This is a genomic window from Leeuwenhoekiella parthenopeia, assembly GCF_020782115.1.
Taxonomy (GTDB): Bacteria; Bacteroidota; Bacteroidia; order Flavobacteriales; family Flavobacteriaceae; genus Leeuwenhoekiella; species Leeuwenhoekiella parthenopeia.
Genome location: NZ_JAJGMW010000002.1, coordinates 54,333 through 76,992 on the forward strand (window position 1 = coordinate 54,333; position 22,660 = coordinate 76,992).

The following is a 22,660-nucleotide window of genomic DNA, read 5'->3' on the forward strand; positions in this document are numbered from 1 at the left end:
CCTTATTGTTTTTCTTGGTTATCGTCTTTTTTATCAGCTTCGAGTTCTGCAATTCGCTCCTCTCCAGCTTTGATTACTGACTTTGCAGTTTCATCCTTCAAAGCTTCTTTAACCGCCTCAACAGTCTCGAGCTTGGTGATCTCTTCAGCTCTATTCTTAGCGGCCTGCATTGGCGTAATTTTAGGATCTGATTCTTTATTACTTGAGTCCGCTGTAGCTTTATTTGCCTCAGCTTTCTCCTTTACTGCTTTAATGATCTCATCAACTCGCTTTACGGTTTTTACCGCTGAATCCTTCAAGGTTTTACCGTGGTTCTTAGCGTCAGATTCAATGAAAAACTTTGAACCATCAGTGGTTTCAAAATATTCCTTTAACTGTGGGTGTCTTTTGAATGTATTATTCATAATAGTTTTGGTTTTAATAATTTAATGCCCAGTAGAACCACAACTGCCAGAACAACAAGTTTGCCTATCCAAGCGAATATTTTAGTTAAGAGCGGTACGAAGGGCACCGGTATTTCTTTTGATGATTTTTCAAGCTGCTTCTTTAAAGTATTGATGGTCTTTTCCTGAAGGGCTATGGTCATCTCGAGTTCTTCAATTTGGCAATCCACATAAATAGTATCGTTCTCCAAGGCTACATTTGCCTCACTGCGACCCGATTTAGACTTCTTACTAACTGGAGACAGAAGTAATTCAGCAAGACTTACATTTATGCTCACTTGATCACCTGCAACTTTAATAAGTGTGTCCCGAGGTGTTATGGTTGTCACCGTAGTTGTACTATCTACAATTTCGGTAGTTTGAGTAAAGGGTTTCTGAGACTTGCAGCCTATAAGAAACAAAACCAGTAATAAGGTTATAAATCGCATATCTAAATTTTTGCTAGTTGAAAGTGCATGCCATCCTTGCGGCTCCAAGTTCCACCCCAAGTGAAACCGGCATCGGTGAAACATTTCACCAGTTCTTTACTCATTTGTGGTTCTTTGCCTAACTGGTTCCAAGCCGCGTTAATATCAATTGCTACAGCCCAAGAGTGTAAAGACCACGTTTTACCACCTCGTATAAGGCGTATATTGAAGCAACCATCCCAAGTCTTTACTTCATCCTGAAGACAGCGCTCAATGATGTTTTCAAATGCCTTTTGCAAAGGCTCTATCAAATCCTTATTACAATAGATTTTATTCGGAATCACCGGTATTTCTCTATTGATCCAGTCTGGCACATCCCAAAGGGTTAAGAACTTTCGCTCCATCGCCGGTGTTGGCTCGCCATACTTGTGTATACAATCTGTTGTACCTATCATCCGGCTGGGGTATTATGCTTTAGGTTTTGTAAGCTGTTGTAATTAATCTCCTTCACTGTTTTTGAAGGTATCTCCTGAATGTCCTTTTTAATCGACTCGTAAAACTCCTTATGTTGCTGTACATCCTTTTCCCGAATGTCTATCAGCCTTTGATTCGTTTTATTTTGTTCAGTAACAAGCGTGATGAAATTTGTACTCATCTTTTCGCTTTGTTCCTTCCAACCATCGCTATATTTCTCCTGTTTTTTGAACAGGTACCAAAAAGCGTATGTAATTCCCACTAGCGCAATACCTATGATCCCATAATCCATAAGACGGGTACTGGCATTTTCTAACTGTAGTGCGATTAGTATCATAAGCATAAAGCCACAGCCCCTTTCGGGGCTTTAGGCATCTTTGGAAAGGGTTATAGGATAGCTCCGATATACTTAGCCTCGGCGGGAACCGCGATAAAGTAATGACGGTAGTTCAACTTGTTTGTTTGATTTTCTGGATCATCAGCAGCCTTAGCAAAGTACTGTTTTGTTAAACCGGTCTTCTTTGCAATATTCCCGGCATCAAAGAACACAGAGGCTCTAACATCAGTTGGGTCTGCAATAGAACCAAAAGGACGCTTAGCACCCGCAGCTGTATACAGTGGGTTTGCTACATACTGGAATATTCTGAAACCTGCAATTTGTGGAGCAACTTCACCTGTCTTATAGTTTACCAGTTGATCACCAAAGTTTTTACGATCTCTTAAAAGATCATTCCAGTGATCGTTGCAAAGCACAAGACGCAAGTCTGTAATAGGTGTTTCGCCTACAGATGCTTCCCATTTAGCTTTAGCTGTAACTAAATCATCATATAAAAGCGTTGGACGTCCACCCTCGGTTAAAGGTTCACCGGTAGCTACAATTACAGGAGTAGTAGCACTGTCACCTGCCGGAGCAATCGCGTGAATTGCCTTCTTGAATTTTGAAGCGGTCATTTGCTCGGTATGACCTTTTGTAACCACGTCGATCTTATCATAAGAAGCTCCTACGATTTGATCATCTGAAAGCGTAGTTACTTTCGTTTGATACTTGTCAAGAGCCACAGTAACATCGTCATCCGTGTAAGCTTGAAGCGCAATAGGATAAGTTGTGTTATTGATCAAAACCTCAGGCTTGAACATAGAACGCGGAATGTGAATTATGTTCTTTTCTGAAGCCGATCCGGCACCGAGTTCCATAATGTCTACATCAAGTTCAGGAATGCCATCAAGCCAAGGGGCTACATTAGCATTTGTAAGGTTTCTAATAACCCGGCTCAACCATACTTCTGGGAAATTTGCTGGCATTTTATCTTAGTTTTGAGTGAATAATTTGTGATACTCCTCAGGCTTAGCCGCTTTAAATGCAAGCTGTGCATTGAGGTCTAATTTTTGGAAGTCTTCCACAGTTTTGACTTCATCAGGAACCGTATTCTTTACCTGAGTAGATAGGCTTGCTTTAGCAGGTACCGCCGCAATGGTAGAATCAAGAAGAGATTCATTAGCAATACCTAGATTGATCAAGTCCTGCTCTTTATCGGCTGTAAAAAGACCGCTTTTGATTGCAAGCTTTACCTTTTCGGTAATACCGGTCAATTTTTGGGTTTCCTCGGCCTGAAGCTTAGCAGACAATTGAAGCTCTGCAGCTTTCTTGTCAGCTTCCAGCTTAGTGATCTTTGCGCTGAGTTCCTCAGACTCTATTTCTGTTTGGGTTGCCGATAACCCCAAAGCAAGGGCGGCGGCAGAGGTTAACGTAACTTTCATATCTGATTTTTGAGTTTTTGGAATTGGCGGAACCTCTTCGGTACCGGTGATTGCTGCTAAGCATAATTTTTGAACTTCTTCTTCCTGAATAAGCTCACCAGTTTCAGCAGAATACAAGCGAATTGAATTTGCATTACTTGGTACTGCAACTATGGAAACTTCATACAGCTCACATTTTTCAAGTATGAGCTGACCTCCCACATACTTAAGGTCATCGGGGTTAAAAGTGATGCCCATAGAACAGGCCTTTATATAACCACGATCTACCTTCCCTTCAATCTTAGCGGCGTTTTCGTCATCGCTATCAAAGTCAGGCGCACCAGACAAAACAGCTCCTTCTGTTTTAATGTCTTCCCACTTACCGATAACACTCCAAGTGCTATTATAATGAGAGTCTAGCATCATAGGATTCTTATTGAATCGCTCTAGACTAATCCCGGCCGTGGGTATAATGAAACCGTAGGAATTCTTGGTCTCGTCGTTAAATACAAATCTTGGTTTTGGCATCTACCTTAAGTGTTGCTTAGTGCATTTGAGAGGACAAATATGAGGGGAGTAAATCAAGCGTGCAACAAACTGAAAACCCCTTAAACACTAGTGTTTACACGCTTTACACTTTTTTTTCTTGCGCGCGCGAAATAGCCACTTTTGTCACAAAATCAACCCATGGGAGTTAAAAAAACCAAGGCGCAGGATCACGCCAAAACATTGTATTTAGACACTCGCAATAAGCTTACTGATAAAGAGATTGCAGAACGCGTGGGAGTGCGTCCGAATACAGTTGGTAACTGGATTAAAAAGTACGGATGGGAAAAACTAAGGAAGTCACTTCTAACTACTAGACAAGAACAGCTCATAGGTTTTTATGATCAACTGGAGGCACTTAACAATCATATCAAAACCCGACCTATTCAATATGATGTTCCTGATCACTTGATCAATGGTCGCAAGGTTAAAAATGATGATGGCGAGAGTGAGCTAGTATTTGATGAGTACAACGAAGAAGACTACCCAATATTAGTGGGCAACTTTCCTACTTCAAAAGAAGCGAATACTCAAATGACCATTACCAATAACATCAAAAAGCTAGAGACTGAACTTTCTATTCGTGAGATTTATGAAGTAGGTACCGGGCTTTTAGACTACATAAAGCCTCAGGATTTTGAACTCTACAAAACATTGATCCCATTCTTTGACGGGTTTCTTAATACCAAGCTTGTATAATGGCAACAGCTGAAGACAAAAAGTATTTAGACCTGTGGAATCAATACCGTGAGAATAGTGCGCGAGCTACGCCTATTGATCTCAAGGAAACCCCTGCTGAAAAACGCAAGCGTATTGAACATTTAGAGGCGCATCCTGAGGAATGGAAAAACTACTATTTTCCACATCATTGTAAGTCTCCATCAGCTCCATTTCATAAGCGGTTTTTTAAACGAATTATAAATAACCCGGAATGGTATGAAGTGATTAGCTGGTCTCGAGAATTAGCAAAGTCAACCTCGGTTATGATGGTAGTACTATTTTTAGTATTGACCAAAAGGAAGCGAAATATACTTCTTTGTAGCGATTCAGAAAGTAATGCTATACGCTTGCTGCTTCCTTACAAGAGTGAGCTTGAAGCCAATCAGCGTATAATAAATGATTATGGTACTCAGGAAAGTATTGGTAAATGGGAAGCAGGGGAGTTTATTACAAAGAAGGGCGCAAGCTTTAGAGCTTTAGGAGCAGGACAAAACCCAAGGGGAACTAAAAATGATGCGGTACGTCCAGACGTTATACTTTCAGATGATATTGATACCGATGAACTGGTGCGCAATGCTGAACGCGTAAAAAGCCGGGTTAAATGGTTAACTGAAGCACTCTATGCGTGTCGTTCTATTTCTGAGCCTTTACTGTGGATTGCGTGCGGTAACATCATTGCAAAGTACAGCTGTATAACTGAAATGGCAAAGGTTGCAGACAACCACGAGATCATTAATATCCGGGATAAAGAAGGTAAAAGTACTTGGCCAGAGAAAAACACTGAAGAACTTATTGATAGAGCTTTATCAAAGCAACCGTGGAGCGCTCAACAGAAAGAGTACTACAACAATCCCGTTTCTGAGGGTGATACCTTTAAAGATATCACTTACTCGAAATGCCCGCCTTTGCGCTCTTGTGATCACGTAGTAGTTTATGCCGATCCTTCTACCTCAAATAAAGACCGTGGAGCCAATAAACAGGCATCTTACAAAGGAGTTGTGGTTCTTGGGGCTAAAGGTCGCAGACGCTATTTATATAAAGTCTGGCTAGATCAGACCAGCAACGCCAAGTTTGTTGATTGGTTGTATGAGGCCTATATGTACGTTAAAGAGGCCGGTGTTGATACACACCGTATCTATATTGAAAACAACTCACTACAAGACCCACACTATCAACAAGTACTACTGCCGCTTATTTATGCTAAAGCTGATCTGTATGGCTTTACGATACCGGTGACGGAAGACAAGCGCAAAAAACCGGATAAGTTCTTTAGGATAGAGGGAACGCTAGAACCACTCAACCGCTTGGGCAATCTCATTTTTAATGTAAAAGAGCAAAAGGAACCCAATATGGTGCGTATGCACGATCAAATGATTGGTGTAAGTGAAAGCGCGAAAATGATGGACGGCCCCGATGCCTTAGAAGGTGCCGCTTGGTTATGCCAGAACCGAGCAGTAAAACACAACATGAGCTACGCCGTAGGCGCTATTGATAACCGCAAATACTAGACTATGTTTTTAACTAAAGACGATATGCCCAGCGCAATGTATGGCTATCAAATGGAACAAATAACCGAAGGCAACGATGACATTATTGATGTGGCTATGGCAGCCGCTGAAGAAGAAGTACGCAGTTACCTTTCTGGCAATAATAGACGAGAATGGCTAGACGGGCGCCTCCAGTATGATGTTGATGCAATCTTAACAGCTCAGGGAGAAAGCCGTAACGCTCTTATACTTAAGCACGCCGTTACTATTGCTAAATGGTGGATCGTGGAACTGTGCAACGCTGATATCATCTACGAGCAGGCCAAGGAACGCTATGATCGTGCAATTGCTTGGCTCAACAAATTAGCCAAAGGAGATGTCACGCTATCAACACTACCAACCTTAAGTCAGGAAGTAACCGAACGCGAACCGTTTTCTTTCGGTTCACGTGAAAAATTCAACCACGAGTAATTATGGCTAGAAACAGCAAAAAAGGAAAGTCTTATAGACAGCAATCCTACAATTTAGCACAAGGCAGTAACACCAAGAGTAAAGCGCCTAATTACTCTGGTATGATTGCTCCTAAGGCTATATCGCAAGCACGTCAAGATATTAAGACTTGGAAAGAAGCCGAGCGCCTTACCAAGTTAGAAGAAAACCCAAAGTGGTGGAAACAAATATTGCTGTATAAGGACATTCGTAAAGATGCCTTACTAACCAGCCAGTACAAGAACCGCACACTTAAAGCTCTTGGTGAAACCATAATCCTGAAGAAGCCTAACGGAGATATTGATCAAGAACAAAGCGACTTTCTGAATAATGCTGTTTGGAGTAATGAAATTAACAAACACATTCTAGATAGTATTTATGAAGGTCATTCCTTACTTGAATTTTCATTTAATGATGCCGGGATTCTACAGGTTGATCTAATACCAAGAGAGAACGTAAACCCTAGAGATGGTTTGTTTTACCCGGATTATATGGAAGACAAAAGTATTGACTACCGTGAAGTTCGGGAGTATGGTACTTGGCTTTTAGAATTCGGAGAGAAAGACGATTTAGGGCTATTAAACAATGCTGTCCCGCATGTACTTTTTAAACGCTTTGCTCAAAGCTGTTGGTCTGAATTATGCGAAATCAATGGTATACCACCCCGTGTGCTTAAGACCAATACGCAAGACCCAACAATGATGCGTCGCGGTGAAAAGATGATGCGAGATATGGGCGCGGCAGCTTGGTTTATTATTGATGAAAGTGAAAAGTTTGAATTTGCTCAAAGCGCTACCCAAAGCGGTGACGTATATAGCAAACTCATCACACTATGCGACAATCAGAACTCATTGCTTTTTAGTGGTGCCATTATTGGTCAGGACACAAAGAACGGTAGCCGTTCTAAAGATGAAAGCTCCAGAGAGGTTCTTCAAACACTTATTGACGGTGATCTAGTATTATTGGAAAAGTACTGGAACTCTCGGGTGATTCCTGCATTGCAAGCTTTAGGTGTAATCAAGGGAGATGTAACCTATGGCTATGAGCAAACCGAAGATTTAGAGCAGCTTTGGAAAATGACCTCTGAAGTAATGCAATACAAAAATGTTGATGACAAATGGCTCATTGACAAATTTGGTATTCAAGTTACCGGGGATCGCGTTCAGCCATCCGCACAAAACCTTAATCTTGGTTTAGATTTTTTCGACTAAGCCCCAAAGTTTATTTTGGGGCATTGCATGGCAGATTAACACACTTGTACGATTGCAAGTGTGGCCACTGCAATCATAATAGTGAAAAACTTGAACTGGAACTAGACCCAAAGTTTAAAAGCCTTTTAAAGTCCGTTGAAAAAGCATTTAAAAAGCTCTACAAAAACGGAAGTTATAAGCCTGAAGACTTAGGCACTCAAAAAGAGTTTAGGGAGGTTATTACCAAAACGAATGCGTTTCTTTCTCGATCATTAGTTGACAATGATCTGAGTGAACCCATGCTTAAGAGTTTACAGGAAGATATCTTTTTATTTAGTGGACTTAAAACGCACGCTCAGCTTTTTGAAGCTTCACAGCAGCTACTCACTTCAGACAAGAAAATTAAATCTTTTGAGGCGTTCTCGAATGATGTAAAAAGCATCAAGAAGAACTATAACGAGAATTATCTGGAGGCTGAGTATGACTTTGCCGTGGGTAGTGTTTTGATGGCTGATAAATGGGAAAACTTTAGCGATAGTGACCGCTATCATTTGCAGTACAGAACCGCAAGTGATGATAGGGTGCGAGAGAGTCACGCAGCTTTGCATGATATCACATTACCAAAAGAAGATCCTTTTTGGGATAAATACTTTCCGCCCAATGGTTGGCGTTGTCGTTGCACCGTTGCCCAGGTACTTGCATACCTCAATAAATTAAGTGATGCGAGCAAAGCTCAGGAAGCGGGCGAAGCTGCAACGTACAAAGAGGGCAAAAACGGTAAGAATAAGTTAGAGATATTCCGTTTTAACCCCGGAAAGCAAAAAGTAATATTTCCGCCTAAGCATCCTTACAATAAAGTAAAGGGAGCTGCAGCCGCCAAGAAAGCTACCGTAAGTATTTCTCAAGGTCAAATACTAAAAAAACAACCGGGAGACGAGGAAGAAGTATTGACCATATTTGGCACCAGCAAAGCTTCAGTAAGCAGAAGTCAGCGCATTAAAGACGCTAAAAAAGCACATAAGCGCATTACACACGTTGAGGCCTATTCAGTAATAAGATATACCGGTACGTTCTATCAAGATATCAATGAATACCTTAGAGCAGGAAAAAGAGACAAGCCCAATTATGAAAGTTATATACGTGTAACCAACAGTGGACTTGATAGGATTAAGAGCTACAAAGGCTATAGTTACAGGGGAACAAAGCTAGAATCTAAAGATTTTGAAAAGTATGTAAAGGCGAAAGATAACAATGAACCGTTTACGGAACCGGCTTATCTATCAACAACTTCTGATACTACCAAAATATTTAACGGTAATGCATTCTTTGAAGTTAAATCTAAGAGTGGAAAATCTGTAAAAGAAATTTCATCTTTTCCAGATGAGCAAGAAATATTATTTAAAGCTGAAACTCGGTTTAAAGTTATTGAAGCAGTAGAAGTTGATGGGAAATACAATATAATCCTAGAAGAGCTTTAGGATTGCATTTTAGCAGCCAAATTGTTTTCAGCAGCCTCAAGACGCTCAACCTCACCCTTAGGTAAGTCTTGGCGGCGCTCAAGTTCCTGCTCGCGATTCCACGCGAAGAACTCTTGGAATTTACCCAAGAGGGGTCTTCCGCTTTTATCAGCGTATGGATTTTTTTTAGACTGTGACATAATACAAAGATACTGATTTTTATGAAATTAAATGAAGTCGTTGAAAATATAGTACAAGACACCGGTATAGACCTCACTCAAGAGTTTGACCGAAACTTCGAACGCAAAGCCTTTTTTACTGATAAGTGGAAAGAAACCAAGCATCCAAACAGCCGGGGTTCACTTATGTTACGCAGTGGTAAACTGCGCAAGTCAATAAATAAAACACAAGGATCAAGTGAGATACGTTGGCGAAGTTCATTGCCTTATGCTACCATCCATAATGAAGGTGGAGAAATTGAAGTAACAGCAAAAATGAAAAAGTTCTTCTGGGCGATGTATTATAAATCTAGTGGTGCAATTACAACGAGACGCGATGGTTCTGCAAGTAAAAGCCAACGCAACATCAAGCTAACTGCAGAGGCAAAAAAATGGAAAGCGATGGCCTTAATGCCGGTTGGTACCAAAATGAAAATAGAACAACGCCAATTTATAGGTTGGCATCCTGAAGTTGATAAACGGGTTGAAACCATTATTGATCACAACCTACAGGAGTATAACAAATCATTAATTGAAGACTTAAAGCAATGAATACTGTAATTGAAAACACTCAAAACAGACTGCAAGAAATAGCCGGTTTAAAGTACGTTGATGAAGATTGGGGGCAATTAGACTACTATAGCCCTAATCCGCCCGTAAAATGGCCGTGTGTGCTTATAGATATCGCAAATGCAAGTTTTAGCGACGTAGGTAAAGACCGAAACAAAACACCACAGAATAGGCAAATGGGTGATGAAGTATTATCGCTAACGGTTGCAGATATGCGTTTAACCAATTCCAGTGGCCGCGCTCCCTTACTTCAAAAGAATAATGCACGTTCTATCTGGGCAATTATGGAAGATATACATGCGAAGCTACAGGGTTGGAGTGCCACACCAATGAGTGGAAAATTTATGCGACGCTCCAGACAACGTATAAGACGCGATGATGGAATACAAGAATACCGGTTGATGTATGTATTTAGCGAGACCGATGCTTAAAAAATAGATAGCTGTCGGTCTTCTTCAGCCTGAATTTCTTTAAGCTCTTTAGAAACCGGGGTACCTAGAATTGTATAAAGTGTTGTACGGGAGATTGCCCACTCTGGGTATATGTATTTACGCCATACGGTCATTACACTATTATCCTCAGTCTTGTGCTTATGATACAGGTCTAAGATTTTTTGATAGCGGAGGAGCTTATTGCGTTGGGTGCCGGTAATTTGACGCTGACGTTTTGGCATACAGCAAACTTAGCATAAATACCTCATGAAGTCAAGTGTCAGAACATAAAAAAACCACCTGTTTAAAGGTGGTTTAAAATGCTTTTAATTTAGTAGGTGTTGTTCCTTATTTCCCAAGGAGCGCCATTGTTAGAGAGCCTAATATTAACACCGGTAGTTTTGTCTTTTACATCGCGGTATTTAAAACTTGATTCTGCAAGCTCAGCAGTTACTGAAGGTAAGAACTCTGCTTTCCACACAGCAAAAAGATCTTCATAGTCACCGGCAACATTATTAAAGCGTATTCCAGTATCATACACGTCAAAATAAACGACTAGACAACTTGTACACCCCATCTCTAAAGCTTCATTAAAAGCCTCTTCAGACAAGCTTGCAGGTACATAATAGTAATTCAAGTGATTGTCTTCCTGCTCAGCCTTTAAAAGCCTGTAATCTGTCTCAGCTGCTCCAGCTATGTCATTGGCTAGATCAGCAGCGCTTAAGCTGTCAAGCTGTAATACCTTTGCTTTAATCTCAGTATAGGTTTCAGGTTTTAAGCTATAACCATCTTGGGCAAAGCTTACGGAACCAATTAATAAAAGTGTATAGAGTAAGTTTTTCATATTATTGGAACTCATCATATTTGTCAATAAATTCTTTGTGATATGATAGCGCATCTTGAAGTAAATCATGATATGATTTGAAGTATACGTCATTACTATCTCTGTAAGATTTAGCTTTTTTTATTGCTAAAGGGTTATCTGAAAGTTTATTACCAATAACATAACAAAATACTTTACCTCCTTGATGCTCATTTAGAATTCTAGCTTCTAAAAAAGATACGTATGCCATTCCTTGTTCCAAATCCATAGCATTTATTGTCTTACTTGGTCTCTTAAGTTCTACTATAAATTTTCCTTGACCAAATTTTAAACATAAGAAATCAATCCTTCTATCTTTCTCATCAAGTTCGACTTCTTCAAATTTCGTCTTTAGTAAGTCTGAGTAGGTCACCTCATCTTTAAATTCCATCATTCTAGGGTCAAGTATCCATGGGAATTCTTTTAAAAAATTATGCATTGTTGGTACTTCCTTTGAATCTGCTTTTATATGCTCCTGAAATTTTTTAATGGCTTCCAATCGCACTTGAGCTATCTTATACATCTCACGAGACTCAATGTGCTTCCATTCTTTAAGCAAACCAAGCACCTTTTCGATATCCTGTACATCACTTTGATCAATGTCATTTGCTAATTCCTTAAACGCTTCAAATTGAAATGAGTCTTTGACAAATTTAACCAGTTCGGTAGATTTAGATTTATCAATTCCTTCACTATTTATAATTGAAGTCACCATTTTTCTGGCGAGAGTTCTTTCCAAGGAAGGTAGTTTCTCCACCCAAGAGTCAATTGATACACCTGATTGCTTTTCGAAATCTTTAATTTTAAACTCCTCTTTAATTTTTTTTGATTCATTATAAATTTTGGAAATTACTGAGGCCAGATAACGTCGTAATTGTTTGGTTTCGTCCGTTTCCCAATTTAAAGATCTCCTATTTGTAGATATTACATCCTGATCAAATAGATCAATATAATCTACATTAAGCCATCCAGTTAAATAAGAATAACCGTGGCTAGTAGCAGTCAGATCGTAGAATTCATATTCGTTAACTAATTTATTTCTTGAGAATAAAGAAATACCACGCATATTGTGGGGGACTGTTTCTTTTGAAAGAATAATTTTTCCAGTAATTAAATCTTCACAGTAATAATCTTTTGGATTCCTATCTTTATGAAACGGAAAAACCCAAGACTTAAGCTCGTGAATGTTGCTATAAATTAAACCATTCTGAACCTCAGTTTTATTAGCCTTATCATTATGGTAAATTACCACATCAAATTCATTTTCATCAAAAACTTGAAAAGATTTAGCCAAAGAGTAGGCTATACTTTCTGGGTCGAATTGTGTCACTCTATTGATATTATGTAAAGTTATCAATGTGCCATCACCCTTATCAACTTCCTTGTCTTGATGAATGATTTCAGGCTTATAATTTTCTTCTGAGCTACCTAAACCTTTAATTTTATTCCAGTCCAATATAAATTTGTTCTCCAATCCATTTGCGATGGTAACGACTTCAATACGATCAGAAATACCAAAAAAAGATAACTTTCCAATACCTTTTTTACCAATAACGAATCTTAAGTCATTCTTGCTTTTCTGAGATTGAGTATCAACCCTACGGTTTCTACCTATTCTTAGAAAATTAGTGTTAATTTCTTTAAAGGTCATACCGTGACCATCATCCTCAATTGATATTGACTTTTTTGCAGCTTTATCCCTTAAAAATATTTGAACTTTCTTAGCCTCTGCGTCATATGAATTAGATACAATTTCCGCAATTATTGGAGGTAATGTTGAATACATCTTAACTCCAAGATGCTCAATAGTGTTAGGATCAAACTTCATTTCTAACACTTCTTCAGTAGCTTTATTCATTGACATAAACTAATTTATTTTAATTATTAACAATAGCTAGTCCTATTCTTTTGGCATACTCTGGAGGTACAGCGTTACCGATTAATCTTGCAACTTTTGCAATACTGGTACCTATAAACTTATAATCTTTCGGAAATGATTGTAAAGTAGCTCCCTCTCTAATTGAAAGAGCGCGATTTTCATCAGGATGTACAAAACGACCATTTGAAACACTAAAAAATTTGGTTGTAATTGTAGGTGAAGCACGATTCCACCATAGCCTACCAAAAGTATCTCTAAAAGAGTTTTCTCTACCTACAAAACATTTTAATTGCAATTCTGGATCATTAGCAAAACCAAACCGACTGCCTCCATTCTTCTTTACTTTTTTTAATCTTTTAAGAGTGACTTCATTAATTCCCGGTGCGGTATGAAAAAAATCTGTTTCGTCTTTTGTTCCTGCTGTAATTTTTGCAAAACCATTTTTCTCTCCAATAACATCAGCAACTGTGAGTCTGAAATCTGATTTTACGGGTTCGAGTTCATTTTCATTAACCCTATTTGCAATTAACGTAAAACGTTTCCTGTTTTGCGGAACTCCATATTCAACTGTATTGTGAACTTTAAAGTGAACTTTATAGCCATTCTGATTTAGCCAATTTATAAAAGATTCTAATCCACTTTCACCTTTCTTTCGAAGCACCCCAGGTACGTTTTCAACAACTACATAACCGGGGTTAAAGTATTGAACAAACCTTTCAAATTCAACTAATAGGTTTTTTGATTTCTTAGATTTTTCCTTATCCGTATTTATGATACTCCAGAATTGGCAAGGACTGCAACCGATAAGTAATAAATTATCATCATTTCTAGTAATTGGCAATTTTTTTTCTAAGTCCTCCTCTTTTAGGTCAAAAACATCCTCATTAATAAATTTTGCACCCTTAATATTTGCCTCATAAGTTGCTTTGCAAGATTTTTCAAAATCTATTCCACCTAAAACATTAATTCCGGCTTGTTGCATACCGTAGCTCATACCCCCTCCACCACAGAAGAAGTCCACAGCTTTTATATTATTGTTTTTTATTTTCAATTTCAAAAATTTGGTATACTCACAAAAGTATTGTTTATAATCAATTATTAGATATTCAATTTACGATTTATAGAGATAGAAGTTTATTTGATTTTATTTTATGCCTTTGAACAACTACACAAGTTCCCAGAGCGTGCGTAAAAGATACATCAAGTCTTAAGGGGTTGTGGAGTTGAAACATGTGCTGAAAGTTTTTGAGCGTTCTGATCTTTATAAAGCTTGGATCGTGGTACATTTCAATATTTAAGCCGTAGAGTAATGTGTAGGCTTCCTCGACTGTTTTGCATAAATAGCACGAGGGATATTTAGCACCGTGCTGTGTGTAGATGACTGTTACCATTATTTGCTATTTATTCCAGAGGCTGCTAAAAGCAATGCCAGTATCAAGCAGAGCATTAATATTTTAATTGCTATTATCATTGTCGGTTGTTTTAGGTTCTTGCTTTTCTTTTGCTGCCTCTTCAAACATCTCGGCGATTATTGGGCTTTCGCGTTTGAGTTCGTTGCGCTTTCGGCTTCCTAGGCCGCCACCGGATCGCCTATAATTCACCTTTGTGATTCCTACTCCTTCAAACATCTTTTTGGCAACTTCCGGATGCATCTTATCGGTGTTGGCATTAAAGCCTTTCTTTTCCTTTTCGTTTAGGTAGGTTGCGGCCTCGCAACGCTCATCAAAGTACTCTTGTAACCATCTTAGTACTTTCGGCCCTGTAACGCTTTCAAAACTTGGCTCGTAGTATTCATCTTTGCAGCGGTCAAAAAACAGTGTCAAATCGGTTATTTTAAGCGGGTACTCGTCATAGATGCGCTCCGCTGTACGTTCGATCTGGGCATCGCTCATTTTGCGTTTAACTGTGCTGTAATCGTTAAGATCAAGTAGCCAAAGTGTGACGTAACCAATGATCCAGTCGCGCCCGTGTGCCTTTGCCAGTTCTGAAAGTCGCGGAGCAGGAACGCTTAGCGCATCGGTTACGCGTTTAAGCTTTCCGCTTTGCTCAAAACATTTACTAGGAGCGTATAATGCCAAGTCTTTCTGCCGTTTTTGCGCGGAGGTCATCAGTTCCCCCGCTTGTTGCGTTTTTGCCGGTGTTTGCTTTGAGTTCATTGAGAATGATATTTAGTTTTGAATTGATATATTTCAGGTCGGTGTTTTGCTTGTGGAAGTCACTAAGGTGTTTCCATTTGCTAAGAATGACTTTCCAGAGTTCGAGCGCGGCGGCATCGTCACCGGCGACTTTTTTGAGGTAGGTTATAATCTGTTTAAGCGCTTTGCCTTCAACGCCGGTAAACTTGGGTTCTATGCCCGCGAACTGCTCGTAAAAGACAAACCACGCGTCTGAGAACTGCGTATAGATGCTTTTCTTCTTTTCGATTTTGGTATAGGTGACATTTTTCCCGTAGCGATTCTGGTATTGCTGCAGCTCCTTTTCTAGAAGTGGTACCACAATGCCAAAGCTGTCAAGGATAGTATCGGTCATTTGACCAGAGACGCGCTCAACCCTCCAGAACTTCCCGGAGCGGTATCCGACTTTAAGCTTAAGCTTGTGCTTTTCTATGTATATGGTGTAGTTGGTGGTCATAAGGTGAAAAGATTTGGAGCCGTTAACTCCTGATATTGCTTTTTTGTAAATAGTTTACGCTGCTGTGTAGCTTCTGGGAACGCATCCCAATCACAATCACAAAATGTTAATCGAGGGTCTTTATCCTTGCAAAAGCAAACGTGGTTGCAATCGTTCCAAACCAGCATAATTTTTGATTTATTCCCTTGATAAGACAGGCTCAATTCGCCATATATCGGATGCTCATAATCTACCGTTGCAATCGCATAATCATTGTCAAATGCGTAGTCAACTGTTTTTAATATTTCAATCCAGTCTATCATTCTAAATACAATCGGTTTTTGGTTCTGTTATATCGGTTCCGCATTGGCGGCAATGCACTACGGTAGTTTCACAAGTGGCGCAGGTTGCAATAAGGCGTATGCGTCGCATTTCTTTTGGATGCTCGCAGATGGTTTCAAAGGGGCGTGGTGTACTCATATCGTACTTAAAACCTCTTGAATAGCTTCCTTAATTTTATCCTGAGCAGAATGAAGCCTTAGCCAGTTCTTGTTTGACTGTTCATTTGCTTTTTCTGAATCAAGGTCTTTAAGAATCATTGCTGCAGCCTGTATTATTAATCTTCTTTTCATTTTGAATAGCGTTTAACGGTCATACTTTCTAAAGCGGCAATCACTTTGCTCAGCTCTTGTGAGGTCATTTCTTCAAGCGGCTTTTTTACGGGGCTTTGGCCTATGGTAGAGTTTCCACGTAACCAAGAATCCAAGGCGCCTAAATCTGCCACGGTATTGCCTGTTTTGTAATGCTCTTTTGACCATCCAAACTGTATGCATAAGCTTAAGATGTACTTGTGTTTTGAGTTTGACTTGTCAAAATAAGACCACAGCTTACGGCGGTCTGTTTTGGGTTTAGCGGCTTGTGGTTTCATAGCAATTCTTTAGTAAGGTTTTGGCAAGGTCTAGTGTAGCGTTGATTTCGCTGTATGCGATGTAACACACGATTAGTAATAGCAGAGCCCAAATGGCTGAGGCGATGGCAATACCAGCACGAAAACCAGTGCGGTAGTGTTCTTTAGTAAGTTTTTTGATGTCGCCCATTTTATTGATCTTTTAAAAGCTTTTCTTTAGCTCGTTTGAGTTCCGCGACGTCATCCTTTAGGTCTTGAATGATTAGTTGGTGACGGTATTTAAATTCATCTGATCCATTGCCGCTAAATGTGCTTTCAGCCAATTGCACGTATTTAAAAAGCTGCTCTTTGATTGCAATTCGCTCATTTATTCCTTTTATGGCTTCTTTCATAATTATAACCTGTATAGGCGATATTTAGTTTTATAACCTTTAGAGGCTATATTTTGACCCGGGTGCGGGGCTTGAACCCGCCTGCTGCCGTTCCCGGTGTTTTCCTACTTATCGCAGTAGGCGCGGTCCAAGGGTGAAAGACTAGTCTTGAGTGTTTCGCTTTCTAAAAGCTACTTTCTCTTCAGGGCTTAGGGGTGTGTTAGCGATCCAGTTATCGCTAGCATCTTTATACACGTATTTATCATTGACCCAATACGTGTCTGGTTCTGTACCTGCTTTGATTTGCACTCCCATTATAAAAAGTCGATTTCAGTACCTTCAGGAAAATCAGCCGTACTAATAGAAAGCGGTAAGCCTTGCTTTTTTCCGGTACCGTCTGTATATGAAGCTTCAATGAAATAACAGGTTTTTACCGGCTTATAGGCTTCCATAATAATGCGTACACCGTCCTTTAGGAGTTCGTTGCCTATCTTTTCAGCCCACTGGTTGAGTTCAATGACACGGCTGCTTTTAAGGTTCCCGTTCTTATCCTTTTTCAATAAGATGTTGATCCCTTCAACCATCTCCTGACTTTCTTTATCTGTGGAGCGACCTTGTAAGAACTGCTTTACCTTTTCCATTCCGGTTGGTAGAGTGTCATCCCAACCATCATTAACGCGATAGCCTATGGTTACTGTTTGATTACCGTCTGCACTTGAAAAAGTGTGAGACTGCTGACCGTCTTTAACCTCATAAGCATCTTTTTTAAGTGCAATAAGATCACGAGCCATTTCAAAAACCTTCTTTTTTGCTTCCTGAAGGCGATCATTGGCAACTGCCAATACGCGAAACATATCAGGTACCGTATCGGCTACCATTGTTTTGTAAGCCTCTCGGTTCTCTTTTAGTGCTTTTTTAGTAGCTTCTTCTTCAGCTTGGAATTGAGCTGCTAAATTTTGTCTTTGCTCTGGTGTGAGCTTGTTGATGTCTATTACTTCCATTATTGTTCAAATTGTTTAAGATTTATTGATAATCGACCTCTATCGGTGCCGTTGAATGTGCATTTAAGCTGATAGCCTTCGCAGATGCTATCCAATAACCCCAATTGCTCAAGGTCTAAGGTCTCCCGGGTGAGTATTTTTACGTCTGTAGGTAAAGCCTCATCGTTAAAGGTGGTTTTGATCTCGTAGCGCTCTGTAAATACGCGCTCCACTTCGCTTAAAAATTGCTTGATCTGCAGGTTACTTTCCTGCTCTGTCATTGTTTCTATTTCACTCATCATATTAGGGTTATATTCAACCTCATTTTGCCAGCGGTCGCGCACTAAATAGGCTGATATCATATTCTCGATATCAAAGCGCAGTTCTGGTTTATTTGAAGTTGTTTTCATTTTTAAAATTGATTTGTTGAAGTTTAAGGCGTTCCCGCTCTTGATGCTTTAAGCAATAGTCCGGATGGTTGGGATTATGCTGAAGCCAAAAGTTTAGGTCTTCAATTTTGTTGTTCAATTGTCTTGCGCTCATGTGCTTTTTTGATTAAAGGTTTTGAGAATCTGTTGTAAATCGCCTCGGTATGCTCTGCCCATAGTATCAATGCATCGTTTCTTGTCATTGTAGATGCATAAGGCGCTGAGGCTTCCATAAATTGAGCTTCTAGTTTGTGAAGCTCTCTTAACCACCAGTTTTGAAGCGGTTGGCAAATCAGTACTTTTTGTAAAGAGGTCTGATTGATCGTTTTTGAAGCACACCACTGGAACCATACATTGAAAATCGTATCGCTGTATTGCTCTGGTGTAATCTGTAATCTTTGTATAAGTGCTTTTTTCATCATGGTTTAGTTTGCGTTTGCACCTTGTAATTTTTGATATCCTTCTTCCCAAATAATAAATTGACCACCATTAGGCCCGATGGTTCTCCCTTTGCAGGTTGCTAGATAGCCCTCTACATAAATTTTCATCTTAGCGTCGTACATAATATCCTCTTCAATTTTTGCTCTTGGTTTCTTACCATCTGCGTGACCGCTGTAAACAAAAATCTTATCAGGGAACATACGTTTAAGGTTCATATACTCTTCAAAGCTCTTGGTGAAGTAGGTGGTTGAATCGATAACTACCCGCTTAGCTGATCCTTTCTTTTTCAAGTAGATTATTAGCTCATCATAGCTATAGCTCACCGTTAAAAAGTTGTCTGCTACTTCATTCATTGCAAAAAGTTCTGTACGCTCTATGTAATCGCTATCATCTGTATCTTCTTCTAAGAGGTTGTAAAGGGTTTTTTCATCTTGAGCAAACTCTTTAGCTAGTTGCATTAAAAAGGCGCTTTTACCACTTCCTGAAGACCCCCAAACAAACCAGACACCCTTGGTTTGAGGTTTTTTAAAAGCTTGGTACCATTTCCCTGAAAATTGTACCCGTTCAACATTCTGGTTTTGAATATTGGCAACCGTTAAAGCTTTTTTCAACTTTATAGGCTTTTTAGGACTGGACTTCTTATGCGCTGGCCTCTTCGTTCTTTTTTCATTGGTGCTATTTGTTGGGGTCATAAATACTTTAGTACTGGTTTGACAGGTTCAACACTTTTTTGATAAATGGTACGGTGATTTCCTCTCCAGTTCGGTCAGCCTCACGACGTACAGGAACTAACACATCGTGCAACTCACCATAGTTATCGCATATTTGAGTTAAGAAGGCTTGAACCGGCTTTGAAAGGCCATTTAAAAACAGTTTAAATGATCTATCAACAGTAGGAAGTTGACGAATACCAAATTTGATACGGCGGTAAAACTGAGGGATGCCGGGTTTATCTTTCTTGCGAAGGCTGTCAAGGTTTTTAAGGAGCTGAGGCGTACCAATAAGAATAATACTGGCGTGCTTGTGCAGGTAATCGTAAAGCTCTTTAGTAGCGCATAAAGCGGGTATCTTCATATATTCCGCCTCATCCATTATCAATTGAGGATTTGCACCGTTTTCTTTAAGATTTCTAAGCTTTGAGGCTATATCACGAAGCTTCTTTGATTTGGTCTTACCGGTTGTGATCTTTAGCTGATCTATGATTTTATCAATGATGTCAGCTAGGTTATCAGAGCTTCCTATGGTCACAACAAATGTGTCTGCCGGGTTTTTGCGGTAGAATAGATCAACAGCGTGAGTTTTACCGGCACCTGTATCACCTATGATAAGATTAGTAGCTCCAAACTCTTTGGCATCTTTAAGGATTGATATAGCTGCCGTTAGTTGTGAGGTAGGTTGAACTTCCCAATAGGATTTTGAAAGCTGCAAGCCTATAAACTCAGCAATACGTGTGAAGTACTTATCAGCTATATTCACAACCTTATTTTTACCGGCTGAATAAGTAAAGTCTGAATCCTCTTTTAGGATGTGAGTAATAAACTCTTTACCCATACCGGCTTTAGCTGCAAAGTCTGATTGACTAAGGCCATTCTCATAGATATAGTTGCGGCATTCAAGGGCAATGGTTTGTTTGGTTTGTAGGTTCATCTTAATCTAGGTATTCGTTAATATTCACTTTAGATTCGTAGTATTCGCGTTGCTCGTCTGCAAAGGTTTTAGCCTGCTTTTTAGCTTCTTTTTTAGCAGTACGCTCAACAAGCTTTTTGGAGTTATTTGCGGCTTCAATGCGTTGCTGTGATTTGTGGTTCTTGTGTTGACCAAGGCTATCGGTTAGCAGGTGTTTTGCAAGCGTGTCGTTAAGTTGTGGTGTGTCTAAGAATGGTTCTAAAATCCGCGCGTTTTCTGATCTAGTGTTAATGATCATATTTACAGCCTCTTTATTGAAATTCTTGACGCGCTGTAATTCTTCAGAATCACCGTCCTTACGGTCAGCTAGAGCCATTGGCTGCACATACTTACGTTCAAGTAAATGCCGCTCTTTACCGTCTGAAGAAACTGCTAATACTTGATCAAGATTGTTTGTATCGTAGAGTAGTTCCCAGTCTTGGTGTGCTTGATGTCTAAAATTAATATCAAAGCTGTCGTAATAGTGTTTTTCACCTTCAATGGTGATCTTTACACCTTCACCCGTGAGCCTGTTAGTTGCTCCTGTAGTACTTCCAAAAGTGAGGAAGTAACTATCTAAGCTCATTATTTGTTTATGCTCAGGCTTAGTAGACAACCAGTTCTGTTTATACTCTTCAATTTTCTTAGAGCGTTCTGAGTTTACAATAGCTTCAATTTGACTAATGCAACCAGCTTGATCAGGAAATGACTTCTTGATTTTATCAAGGTATTCACTGTTAGGTTGGTTTTTTGAACCGCTGTCGACATTAAAACCACTCCAGTTATTAAGAAGCTTGCAATACTTCTTGTTGAGCATACTGAAATACGGCTCAATCACTTTAGCTTTTGCATTACCTACTTGAGCAGGAGTAAAGTTTGGAGTGATGGCGTTATACGTTGATAAAAGCGCCTTTTTTGCGTAGTTGTCACTTTGCAATTGATAAGGCATATATAATTCTCCAAAAAGCTCTCTAGTGTGCTGCATTGCGTTTTGCAATGCGTTCTTAATAAGCTCTGGACTTTCGTTAGTTCCTATTGAATAGCCTATAGGATAATTGTTATGTGGATCAAGAACTTGAATTAATGTTAAGCGGTTATGGTAAGTAGTGCGTTTCTTACCGTCCTTATCGACCACCGTAGCTTGATACAATAACTCAACATCCCAACCATCTAAAGTCCAATAAAGCATTGGGCTGCTAGGTTTGCTACGCTTCACCTGCATAAGCTTTTTGTTTTGTAATGATTTTACACCGTTTCTTCCTGCATGTGTTACTAGACCGCTCTGTTGTTTTCTATTACCAACGGTCATCGCCGTAATAGTTGGCCAGTTCATTTTTTCAGCTACTGTGTTGTAGATAGTCTTTATAAGCTCGTTGTCAAGGTTGGTGTGCTTCGATATTAACTCATCGAGCAGGGCCATCTGCTCTTTTTCAGTCACCTTCTTGGCGTTAGAGTTTTGCAGTTTTCCCGAAACAAGACTGAGGTATCCTTCTTTTTGGTATCGTGTTGCTTTGCGTCTTAAACCGTCACGGGTGGCAGGAAGGTTATGAGGAACCTCACGAAATGCGTTTACGTCATTGCTTAAGCTTTGCCAAATGTCGATTTTCACACCTCCCAACGCTTTTGCGTATGCGCGTCGGTTGGTTTTCATTTGCAGCACTGTATTCAATACTGAAGCGTTATAGGTGTATTGTTCTACAAGCTTTAGATCAAGCTTGTGCTCGTTTTTTTCACCGTAGCGATGGCGTGTATAAAAATCAAAGGCTTTACGATCTGCGAAGTAGTGTTGGGCAAACCAACTCTCTTTAACTTCTTCCTTAGGATCGCCAAACTTTGTGGTTATTCTATCCTTCCATTCTCGAGAAAGTGACGAGAATAAAATAAGTGTCTCATTGTTGAGCGCGCCCCGACGTAGCCTTTTTTCACAGCTAGACTTACGACGCATGCGTTTTTGTAACGCATCATAGCTAATAAGTCTAAGACTCTCGCTATGTCGCTCGTATTGACCATCAACATCAGAGATAAGAAACTGAATTCTTACTCCGAGTTTATTGTCATAGTATTCGTACGGGGTTTCTCGGTTAGGCATTGGTTATTTTGTCTTCAATTGCTTTTTTTGCTGCGTTGTCAGCTTTTTTGTATTCTTTGCTAATCGTGTCTGGAAGTAGTCCATCACGATCTCCTCTTATACAAGCCCGAATGAAAGTTTTACCGACGCCATACTTTTTTTCTAGTGCAATAAGGATATCCTCATTATAGCTTTGGCTTTTTTTAGTAGATTTACTCATTTTAAAGAATCTGTTTTTTATTTGAAACAAATATAGTAGATAAGTTTCTATCAATCCAAA

33 protein-coding genes are annotated in these 22,660 nt (G+C 39.6%); 7 read left to right on the top strand and 26 right to left on the bottom strand.

Translation table 11 applies throughout. From position 1 onward, the window contains the following. Positions 1-2: 2 nt before the first annotated feature. From LLW17_RS01370 to LLW17_RS01395, 6 genes are read right to left on the bottom strand one after another with little or no spacing between them, the layout of a single operon-like run. Positions 3-404, bottom strand: a complete 402-nt coding sequence (locus tag LLW17_RS01370; RefSeq protein ID WP_228228475.1) for a hypothetical protein — start codon at positions 402-404, stop codon at positions 3-5. Continuing rightward, positions 401-871, bottom strand: a complete 471-nt coding sequence (locus LLW17_RS01375; RefSeq protein WP_228228476.1) for a hypothetical protein — start codon at positions 869-871, stop codon at positions 401-403. The genes LLW17_RS01370 and LLW17_RS01375 overlap by 4 nt, the downstream gene beginning before the upstream one ends. 2 nt (positions 872-873) lie before the next feature. Next, positions 874-1,305, bottom strand: coding sequence for a M15 family metallopeptidase (locus LLW17_RS01380; RefSeq protein ID WP_228228477.1), 432 nt, complete (start codon positions 1,303-1,305; stop codon positions 874-876). Next, positions 1,302-1,667 carry a hypothetical protein gene (locus tag LLW17_RS01385; protein ID WP_228228478.1) on the bottom strand — a complete coding sequence of 122 codons (366 nt, stop codon included), beginning with the start codon at positions 1,665-1,667 and terminating at the stop codon, positions 1,302-1,304. The genes LLW17_RS01380 and LLW17_RS01385 overlap by 4 nt, the downstream gene beginning before the upstream one ends. A gap of 44 nt (positions 1,668-1,711) precedes the next feature. Further along, entirely contained in the window at positions 1,712-2,599 is an 888-nt protein-coding gene (locus tag LLW17_RS01390; RefSeq protein WP_228228479.1) for a phage major capsid protein, read from the bottom strand. A gap of 33 nt (positions 2,600-2,632) precedes the next feature. Continuing rightward, on the bottom strand, positions 2,633-3,589 hold the full coding sequence (locus tag LLW17_RS01395; RefSeq protein WP_228228480.1) for an HK97 family phage prohead protease: 957 nt from the start codon (positions 3,587-3,589) through the stop codon (positions 2,633-2,635). A 201-nt stretch (positions 3,590-3,790) separates the two neighbouring features. Here LLW17_RS01395 and LLW17_RS01400 point away from each other — a divergent pair, with 201 nt between their 5' ends. The 5 genes from LLW17_RS01400 to LLW17_RS01420 are packed head-to-tail and all read left to right on the top strand — an operon-like array spanning position 3,791 to position 8,971. After that, complete coding sequence (locus LLW17_RS01400) at positions 3,791-4,306, top strand: terminase gpP N-terminus-related DNA-binding protein (RefSeq protein WP_262908919.1); 516 nt, start codon at positions 3,791-3,793, stop codon at positions 4,304-4,306. Continuing rightward, a complete protein-coding gene (locus tag LLW17_RS01405; RefSeq protein WP_228228482.1) occupies positions 4,306-5,835 on the top strand; it encodes a hypothetical protein in 1,530 nt (509 codons plus the stop codon). Before LLW17_RS01400 ends, LLW17_RS01405 begins: the two co-directional genes overlap by 1 nt. A gap of 3 nt (positions 5,836-5,838) precedes the next feature. Continuing rightward, the gene (locus LLW17_RS01410) at positions 5,839-6,285 is read left to right on the top strand and encodes a phage protein Gp36 family protein (RefSeq protein ID WP_228228483.1); all 447 of its coding nucleotides are present in this window, start codon (positions 5,839-5,841) and stop codon (positions 6,283-6,285) included. Positions 6,286-6,287: 2 nt separating this feature from the next. Next, a complete protein-coding gene (locus LLW17_RS01415) occupies positions 6,288-7,514 on the top strand; it encodes a phage portal protein family protein (protein WP_228228484.1) in 1,227 nt (408 codons plus the stop codon). A 23-nt stretch (positions 7,515-7,537) separates the two neighbouring features. Next, complete coding sequence (locus LLW17_RS01420; RefSeq protein ID WP_228228485.1) at positions 7,538-8,971, top strand: minor capsid protein; 1,434 nt, start codon at positions 7,538-7,540, stop codon at positions 8,969-8,971. Here LLW17_RS01420 and LLW17_RS01425 read toward each other — a convergent pair. Then, complete coding sequence (locus LLW17_RS01425) at positions 8,968-9,150, bottom strand: hypothetical protein (protein WP_228228486.1); 183 nt, start codon at positions 9,148-9,150, stop codon at positions 8,968-8,970. The genes LLW17_RS01420 and LLW17_RS01425 overlap by 4 nt on opposite strands. A gap of 21 nt (positions 9,151-9,171) precedes the next feature. Between LLW17_RS01425 and LLW17_RS01430 the strand changes: the two genes are divergently transcribed. Then, positions 9,172-9,720: a phage virion morphogenesis protein gene (locus LLW17_RS01430; protein WP_228228487.1), complete on the top strand. Its 549-nt coding sequence runs from the start codon at positions 9,172-9,174 to the stop codon at positions 9,718-9,720. Further along, complete coding sequence (locus LLW17_RS01435) at positions 9,717-10,169, top strand: hypothetical protein (protein ID WP_228228488.1); 453 nt, start codon at positions 9,717-9,719, stop codon at positions 10,167-10,169. The genes LLW17_RS01430 and LLW17_RS01435 overlap by 4 nt, the downstream gene beginning before the upstream one ends. Here the strand turns inward: LLW17_RS01435 and LLW17_RS01440 are convergent. The 19 genes from LLW17_RS01440 to LLW17_RS01530 form a co-directional block, all read right to left on the bottom strand. After that, positions 10,166-10,411, bottom strand: coding sequence for a hypothetical protein (locus tag LLW17_RS01440; protein WP_228228489.1), 246 nt, complete (start codon positions 10,409-10,411; stop codon positions 10,166-10,168). The two genes, LLW17_RS01435 and LLW17_RS01440, sit on opposite strands and share 4 nt — an antisense overlap. Positions 10,412-10,500: 89 nt before the next feature. After that, the gene (locus LLW17_RS01445) at positions 10,501-11,013 is read right to left on the bottom strand and encodes a hypothetical protein (protein WP_228228490.1); all 513 of its coding nucleotides are present in this window, start codon (positions 11,011-11,013) and stop codon (positions 10,501-10,503) included. Between the two features lies 1 nt (position 11,014). Further along, positions 11,015-12,895 carry an ATP-binding protein gene (locus tag LLW17_RS01450; protein ID WP_228228491.1) on the bottom strand — a complete coding sequence of 627 codons (1,881 nt, stop codon included), beginning with the start codon at positions 12,893-12,895 and terminating at the stop codon, positions 11,015-11,017. Between the two features lie 13 nt (positions 12,896-12,908). Beyond that, positions 12,909-13,961: a DNA cytosine methyltransferase gene (locus LLW17_RS01455; protein WP_228228492.1), complete on the bottom strand. Its 1,053-nt coding sequence runs from the start codon at positions 13,959-13,961 to the stop codon at positions 12,909-12,911. A 403-nt stretch (positions 13,962-14,364) separates the two neighbouring features. Further along, positions 14,365-14,988 (bottom strand): hypothetical protein, encoded by a 624-nt coding sequence (locus tag LLW17_RS01460; RefSeq protein WP_228228493.1) that lies wholly within the window; start codon positions 14,986-14,988, stop codon positions 14,365-14,367. After that, a complete protein-coding gene (locus tag LLW17_RS01465; protein ID WP_228228494.1) occupies positions 14,969-15,541 on the bottom strand; it encodes a hypothetical protein in 573 nt (190 codons plus the stop codon). The genes LLW17_RS01460 and LLW17_RS01465 overlap by 20 nt, the downstream gene beginning before the upstream one ends. Then, entirely contained in the window at positions 15,538-15,843 is a 306-nt protein-coding gene (locus LLW17_RS01470) for a hypothetical protein (RefSeq protein ID WP_228228495.1), read from the bottom strand. Before LLW17_RS01470 ends, LLW17_RS01465 begins: the two co-directional genes overlap by 4 nt. 1 nt (position 15,844) lies before the next feature. After that, positions 15,845-16,000 carry a hypothetical protein gene (locus LLW17_RS01475; RefSeq protein WP_228228496.1) on the bottom strand — a complete coding sequence of 52 codons (156 nt, stop codon included), beginning with the start codon at positions 15,998-16,000 and terminating at the stop codon, positions 15,845-15,847. Continuing rightward, positions 15,997-16,152: a hypothetical protein gene (locus tag LLW17_RS01480; protein WP_228228497.1), complete on the bottom strand. Its 156-nt coding sequence runs from the start codon at positions 16,150-16,152 to the stop codon at positions 15,997-15,999. Before LLW17_RS01480 ends, LLW17_RS01475 begins: the two co-directional genes overlap by 4 nt. Beyond that, positions 16,149-16,448, bottom strand: a complete 300-nt coding sequence (locus LLW17_RS01485; RefSeq protein WP_228228498.1) for a hypothetical protein — start codon at positions 16,446-16,448, stop codon at positions 16,149-16,151. Before LLW17_RS01485 ends, LLW17_RS01480 begins: the two co-directional genes overlap by 4 nt. A gap of 170 nt (positions 16,449-16,618) precedes the next feature. Next, positions 16,619-16,819 carry a hypothetical protein gene (locus tag LLW17_RS01490; RefSeq protein ID WP_228228499.1) on the bottom strand — a complete coding sequence of 67 codons (201 nt, stop codon included), beginning with the start codon at positions 16,817-16,819 and terminating at the stop codon, positions 16,619-16,621. Between the two features lie 141 nt (positions 16,820-16,960). Further along, positions 16,961-17,113 (bottom strand): hypothetical protein, encoded by a 153-nt coding sequence (locus LLW17_RS01495; protein ID WP_228228500.1) that lies wholly within the window; start codon positions 17,111-17,113, stop codon positions 16,961-16,963. Then, positions 17,113-17,799, bottom strand: coding sequence for a DUF3164 family protein (locus tag LLW17_RS01500; protein WP_228228501.1), 687 nt, complete (start codon positions 17,797-17,799; stop codon positions 17,113-17,115). Before LLW17_RS01500 ends, LLW17_RS01495 begins: the two co-directional genes overlap by 1 nt. Continuing rightward, a complete protein-coding gene (locus LLW17_RS01505) occupies positions 17,799-18,188 on the bottom strand; it encodes a hypothetical protein (protein WP_228228502.1) in 390 nt (129 codons plus the stop codon). The genes LLW17_RS01500 and LLW17_RS01505 overlap by 1 nt, the downstream gene beginning before the upstream one ends. 101 nt (positions 18,189-18,289) lie before the next feature. After that, positions 18,290-18,628: a hypothetical protein gene (locus tag LLW17_RS01510; RefSeq protein WP_228228503.1), complete on the bottom strand. Its 339-nt coding sequence runs from the start codon at positions 18,626-18,628 to the stop codon at positions 18,290-18,292. A gap of 3 nt (positions 18,629-18,631) precedes the next feature. Next, the gene (locus LLW17_RS01515) at positions 18,632-19,339 is read right to left on the bottom strand and encodes a hypothetical protein (RefSeq protein ID WP_228228504.1); all 708 of its coding nucleotides are present in this window, start codon (positions 19,337-19,339) and stop codon (positions 18,632-18,634) included. 7 nt (positions 19,340-19,346) lie between these two features. Continuing rightward, positions 19,347-20,294: an AAA family ATPase gene (locus tag LLW17_RS01520; protein ID WP_228228505.1), complete on the bottom strand. Its 948-nt coding sequence runs from the start codon at positions 20,292-20,294 to the stop codon at positions 19,347-19,349. Between the two features lies 1 nt (position 20,295). Next, positions 20,296-22,401, bottom strand: coding sequence for a hypothetical protein (locus tag LLW17_RS01525; protein ID WP_228228506.1), 2,106 nt, complete (start codon positions 22,399-22,401; stop codon positions 20,296-20,298). Next, a complete protein-coding gene (locus LLW17_RS01530) occupies positions 22,394-22,600 on the bottom strand; it encodes a hypothetical protein (RefSeq protein WP_228228507.1) in 207 nt (68 codons plus the stop codon). The genes LLW17_RS01525 and LLW17_RS01530 overlap by 8 nt, the downstream gene beginning before the upstream one ends. Positions 22,601-22,660: the final 60 nt, after the last annotated feature.

Coding starts and splice junctions, on each gene's coding strand:
- LLW17_RS01445 (WP_228228490.1), bottom strand. CDS start 11,013: ATGAAAAACTTACTCTATACACTTTTATTAATTGGTTCCGTAAGCTTT.
- LLW17_RS01510 (WP_228228503.1), bottom strand. CDS start 18,628: ATGATGAAAAAAGCACTTATACAAAGATTACAGATTACACCAGAGCAA.
- LLW17_RS01370 (WP_228228475.1), bottom strand. CDS start 404: ATGAATAATACATTCAAAAGACACCCACAGTTAAAGGAATATTTTGAA.
- LLW17_RS01495 (WP_228228500.1), bottom strand. CDS start 17,113: ATGGGAGTGCAAATCAAAGCAGGTACAGAACCAGACACGTATTGGGTC.
- LLW17_RS01470 (WP_228228495.1), bottom strand. CDS start 15,843: ATGATAGACTGGATTGAAATATTAAAAACAGTTGACTACGCATTTGAC.
- LLW17_RS01490 (WP_228228499.1), bottom strand. CDS start 16,819: ATGAAAGAAGCCATAAAAGGAATAAATGAGCGAATTGCAATCAAAGAG.
- LLW17_RS01440 (WP_228228489.1), bottom strand. CDS start 10,411: ATGCCAAAACGTCAGCGTCAAATTACCGGCACCCAACGCAATAAGCTC.
- LLW17_RS01425 (WP_228228486.1), bottom strand. CDS start 9,150: ATGTCACAGTCTAAAAAAAATCCATACGCTGATAAAAGCGGAAGACCC.
- LLW17_RS01385 (WP_228228478.1), bottom strand. CDS start 1,667: ATGCTTATGATACTAATCGCACTACAGTTAGAAAATGCCAGTACCCGT.
- LLW17_RS01530 (WP_228228507.1), bottom strand. CDS start 22,600: ATGAGTAAATCTACTAAAAAAAGCCAAAGCTATAATGAGGATATCCTT.
- LLW17_RS01380 (WP_228228477.1), bottom strand. CDS start 1,305: ATGATAGGTACAACAGATTGTATACACAAGTATGGCGAGCCAACACCG.
- LLW17_RS01505 (WP_228228502.1), bottom strand. CDS start 18,188: ATGAAAACAACTTCAAATAAACCAGAACTGCGCTTTGATATCGAGAAT.
- LLW17_RS01520 (WP_228228505.1), bottom strand. CDS start 20,294: ATGAACCTACAAACCAAACAAACCATTGCCCTTGAATGCCGCAACTAT.
- LLW17_RS01465 (WP_228228494.1), bottom strand. CDS start 15,541: ATGACCACCAACTACACCATATACATAGAAAAGCACAAGCTTAAGCTT.
- LLW17_RS01410 (WP_228228483.1), top strand. CDS start 5,839: ATGTTTTTAACTAAAGACGATATGCCCAGCGCAATGTATGGCTATCAA.
- LLW17_RS01415 (WP_228228484.1), top strand. CDS start 6,288: ATGGCTAGAAACAGCAAAAAAGGAAAGTCTTATAGACAGCAATCCTAC.
- LLW17_RS01395 (WP_228228480.1), bottom strand. CDS start 3,589: ATGCCAAAACCAAGATTTGTATTTAACGACGAGACCAAGAATTCCTAC.
- LLW17_RS01450 (WP_228228491.1), bottom strand. CDS start 12,895: ATGTCAATGAATAAAGCTACTGAAGAAGTGTTAGAAATGAAGTTTGAT.
- LLW17_RS01475 (WP_228228496.1), bottom strand. CDS start 16,000: ATGAGTACACCACGCCCCTTTGAAACCATCTGCGAGCATCCAAAAGAA.
- LLW17_RS01500 (WP_228228501.1), bottom strand. CDS start 17,799: ATGGAAGTAATAGACATCAACAAGCTCACACCAGAGCAAAGACAAAAT.
- LLW17_RS01525 (WP_228228506.1), bottom strand. CDS start 22,401: ATGCCTAACCGAGAAACCCCGTACGAATACTATGACAATAAACTCGGA.
- LLW17_RS01375 (WP_228228476.1), bottom strand. CDS start 871: ATGCGATTTATAACCTTATTACTGGTTTTGTTTCTTATAGGCTGCAAG.
- LLW17_RS01485 (WP_228228498.1), bottom strand. CDS start 16,448: ATGAAACCACAAGCCGCTAAACCCAAAACAGACCGCCGTAAGCTGTGG.
- LLW17_RS01515 (WP_228228504.1), bottom strand. CDS start 19,339: ATGACCCCAACAAATAGCACCAATGAAAAAAGAACGAAGAGGCCAGCG.
- LLW17_RS01430 (WP_228228487.1), top strand. CDS start 9,172: ATGAAATTAAATGAAGTCGTTGAAAATATAGTACAAGACACCGGTATA.
- LLW17_RS01405 (WP_228228482.1), top strand. CDS start 4,306: ATGGCAACAGCTGAAGACAAAAAGTATTTAGACCTGTGGAATCAATAC.
- LLW17_RS01480 (WP_228228497.1), bottom strand. CDS start 16,152: ATGAAAAGAAGATTAATAATACAGGCTGCAGCAATGATTCTTAAAGAC.
- LLW17_RS01435 (WP_228228488.1), top strand. CDS start 9,717: ATGAATACTGTAATTGAAAACACTCAAAACAGACTGCAAGAAATAGCC.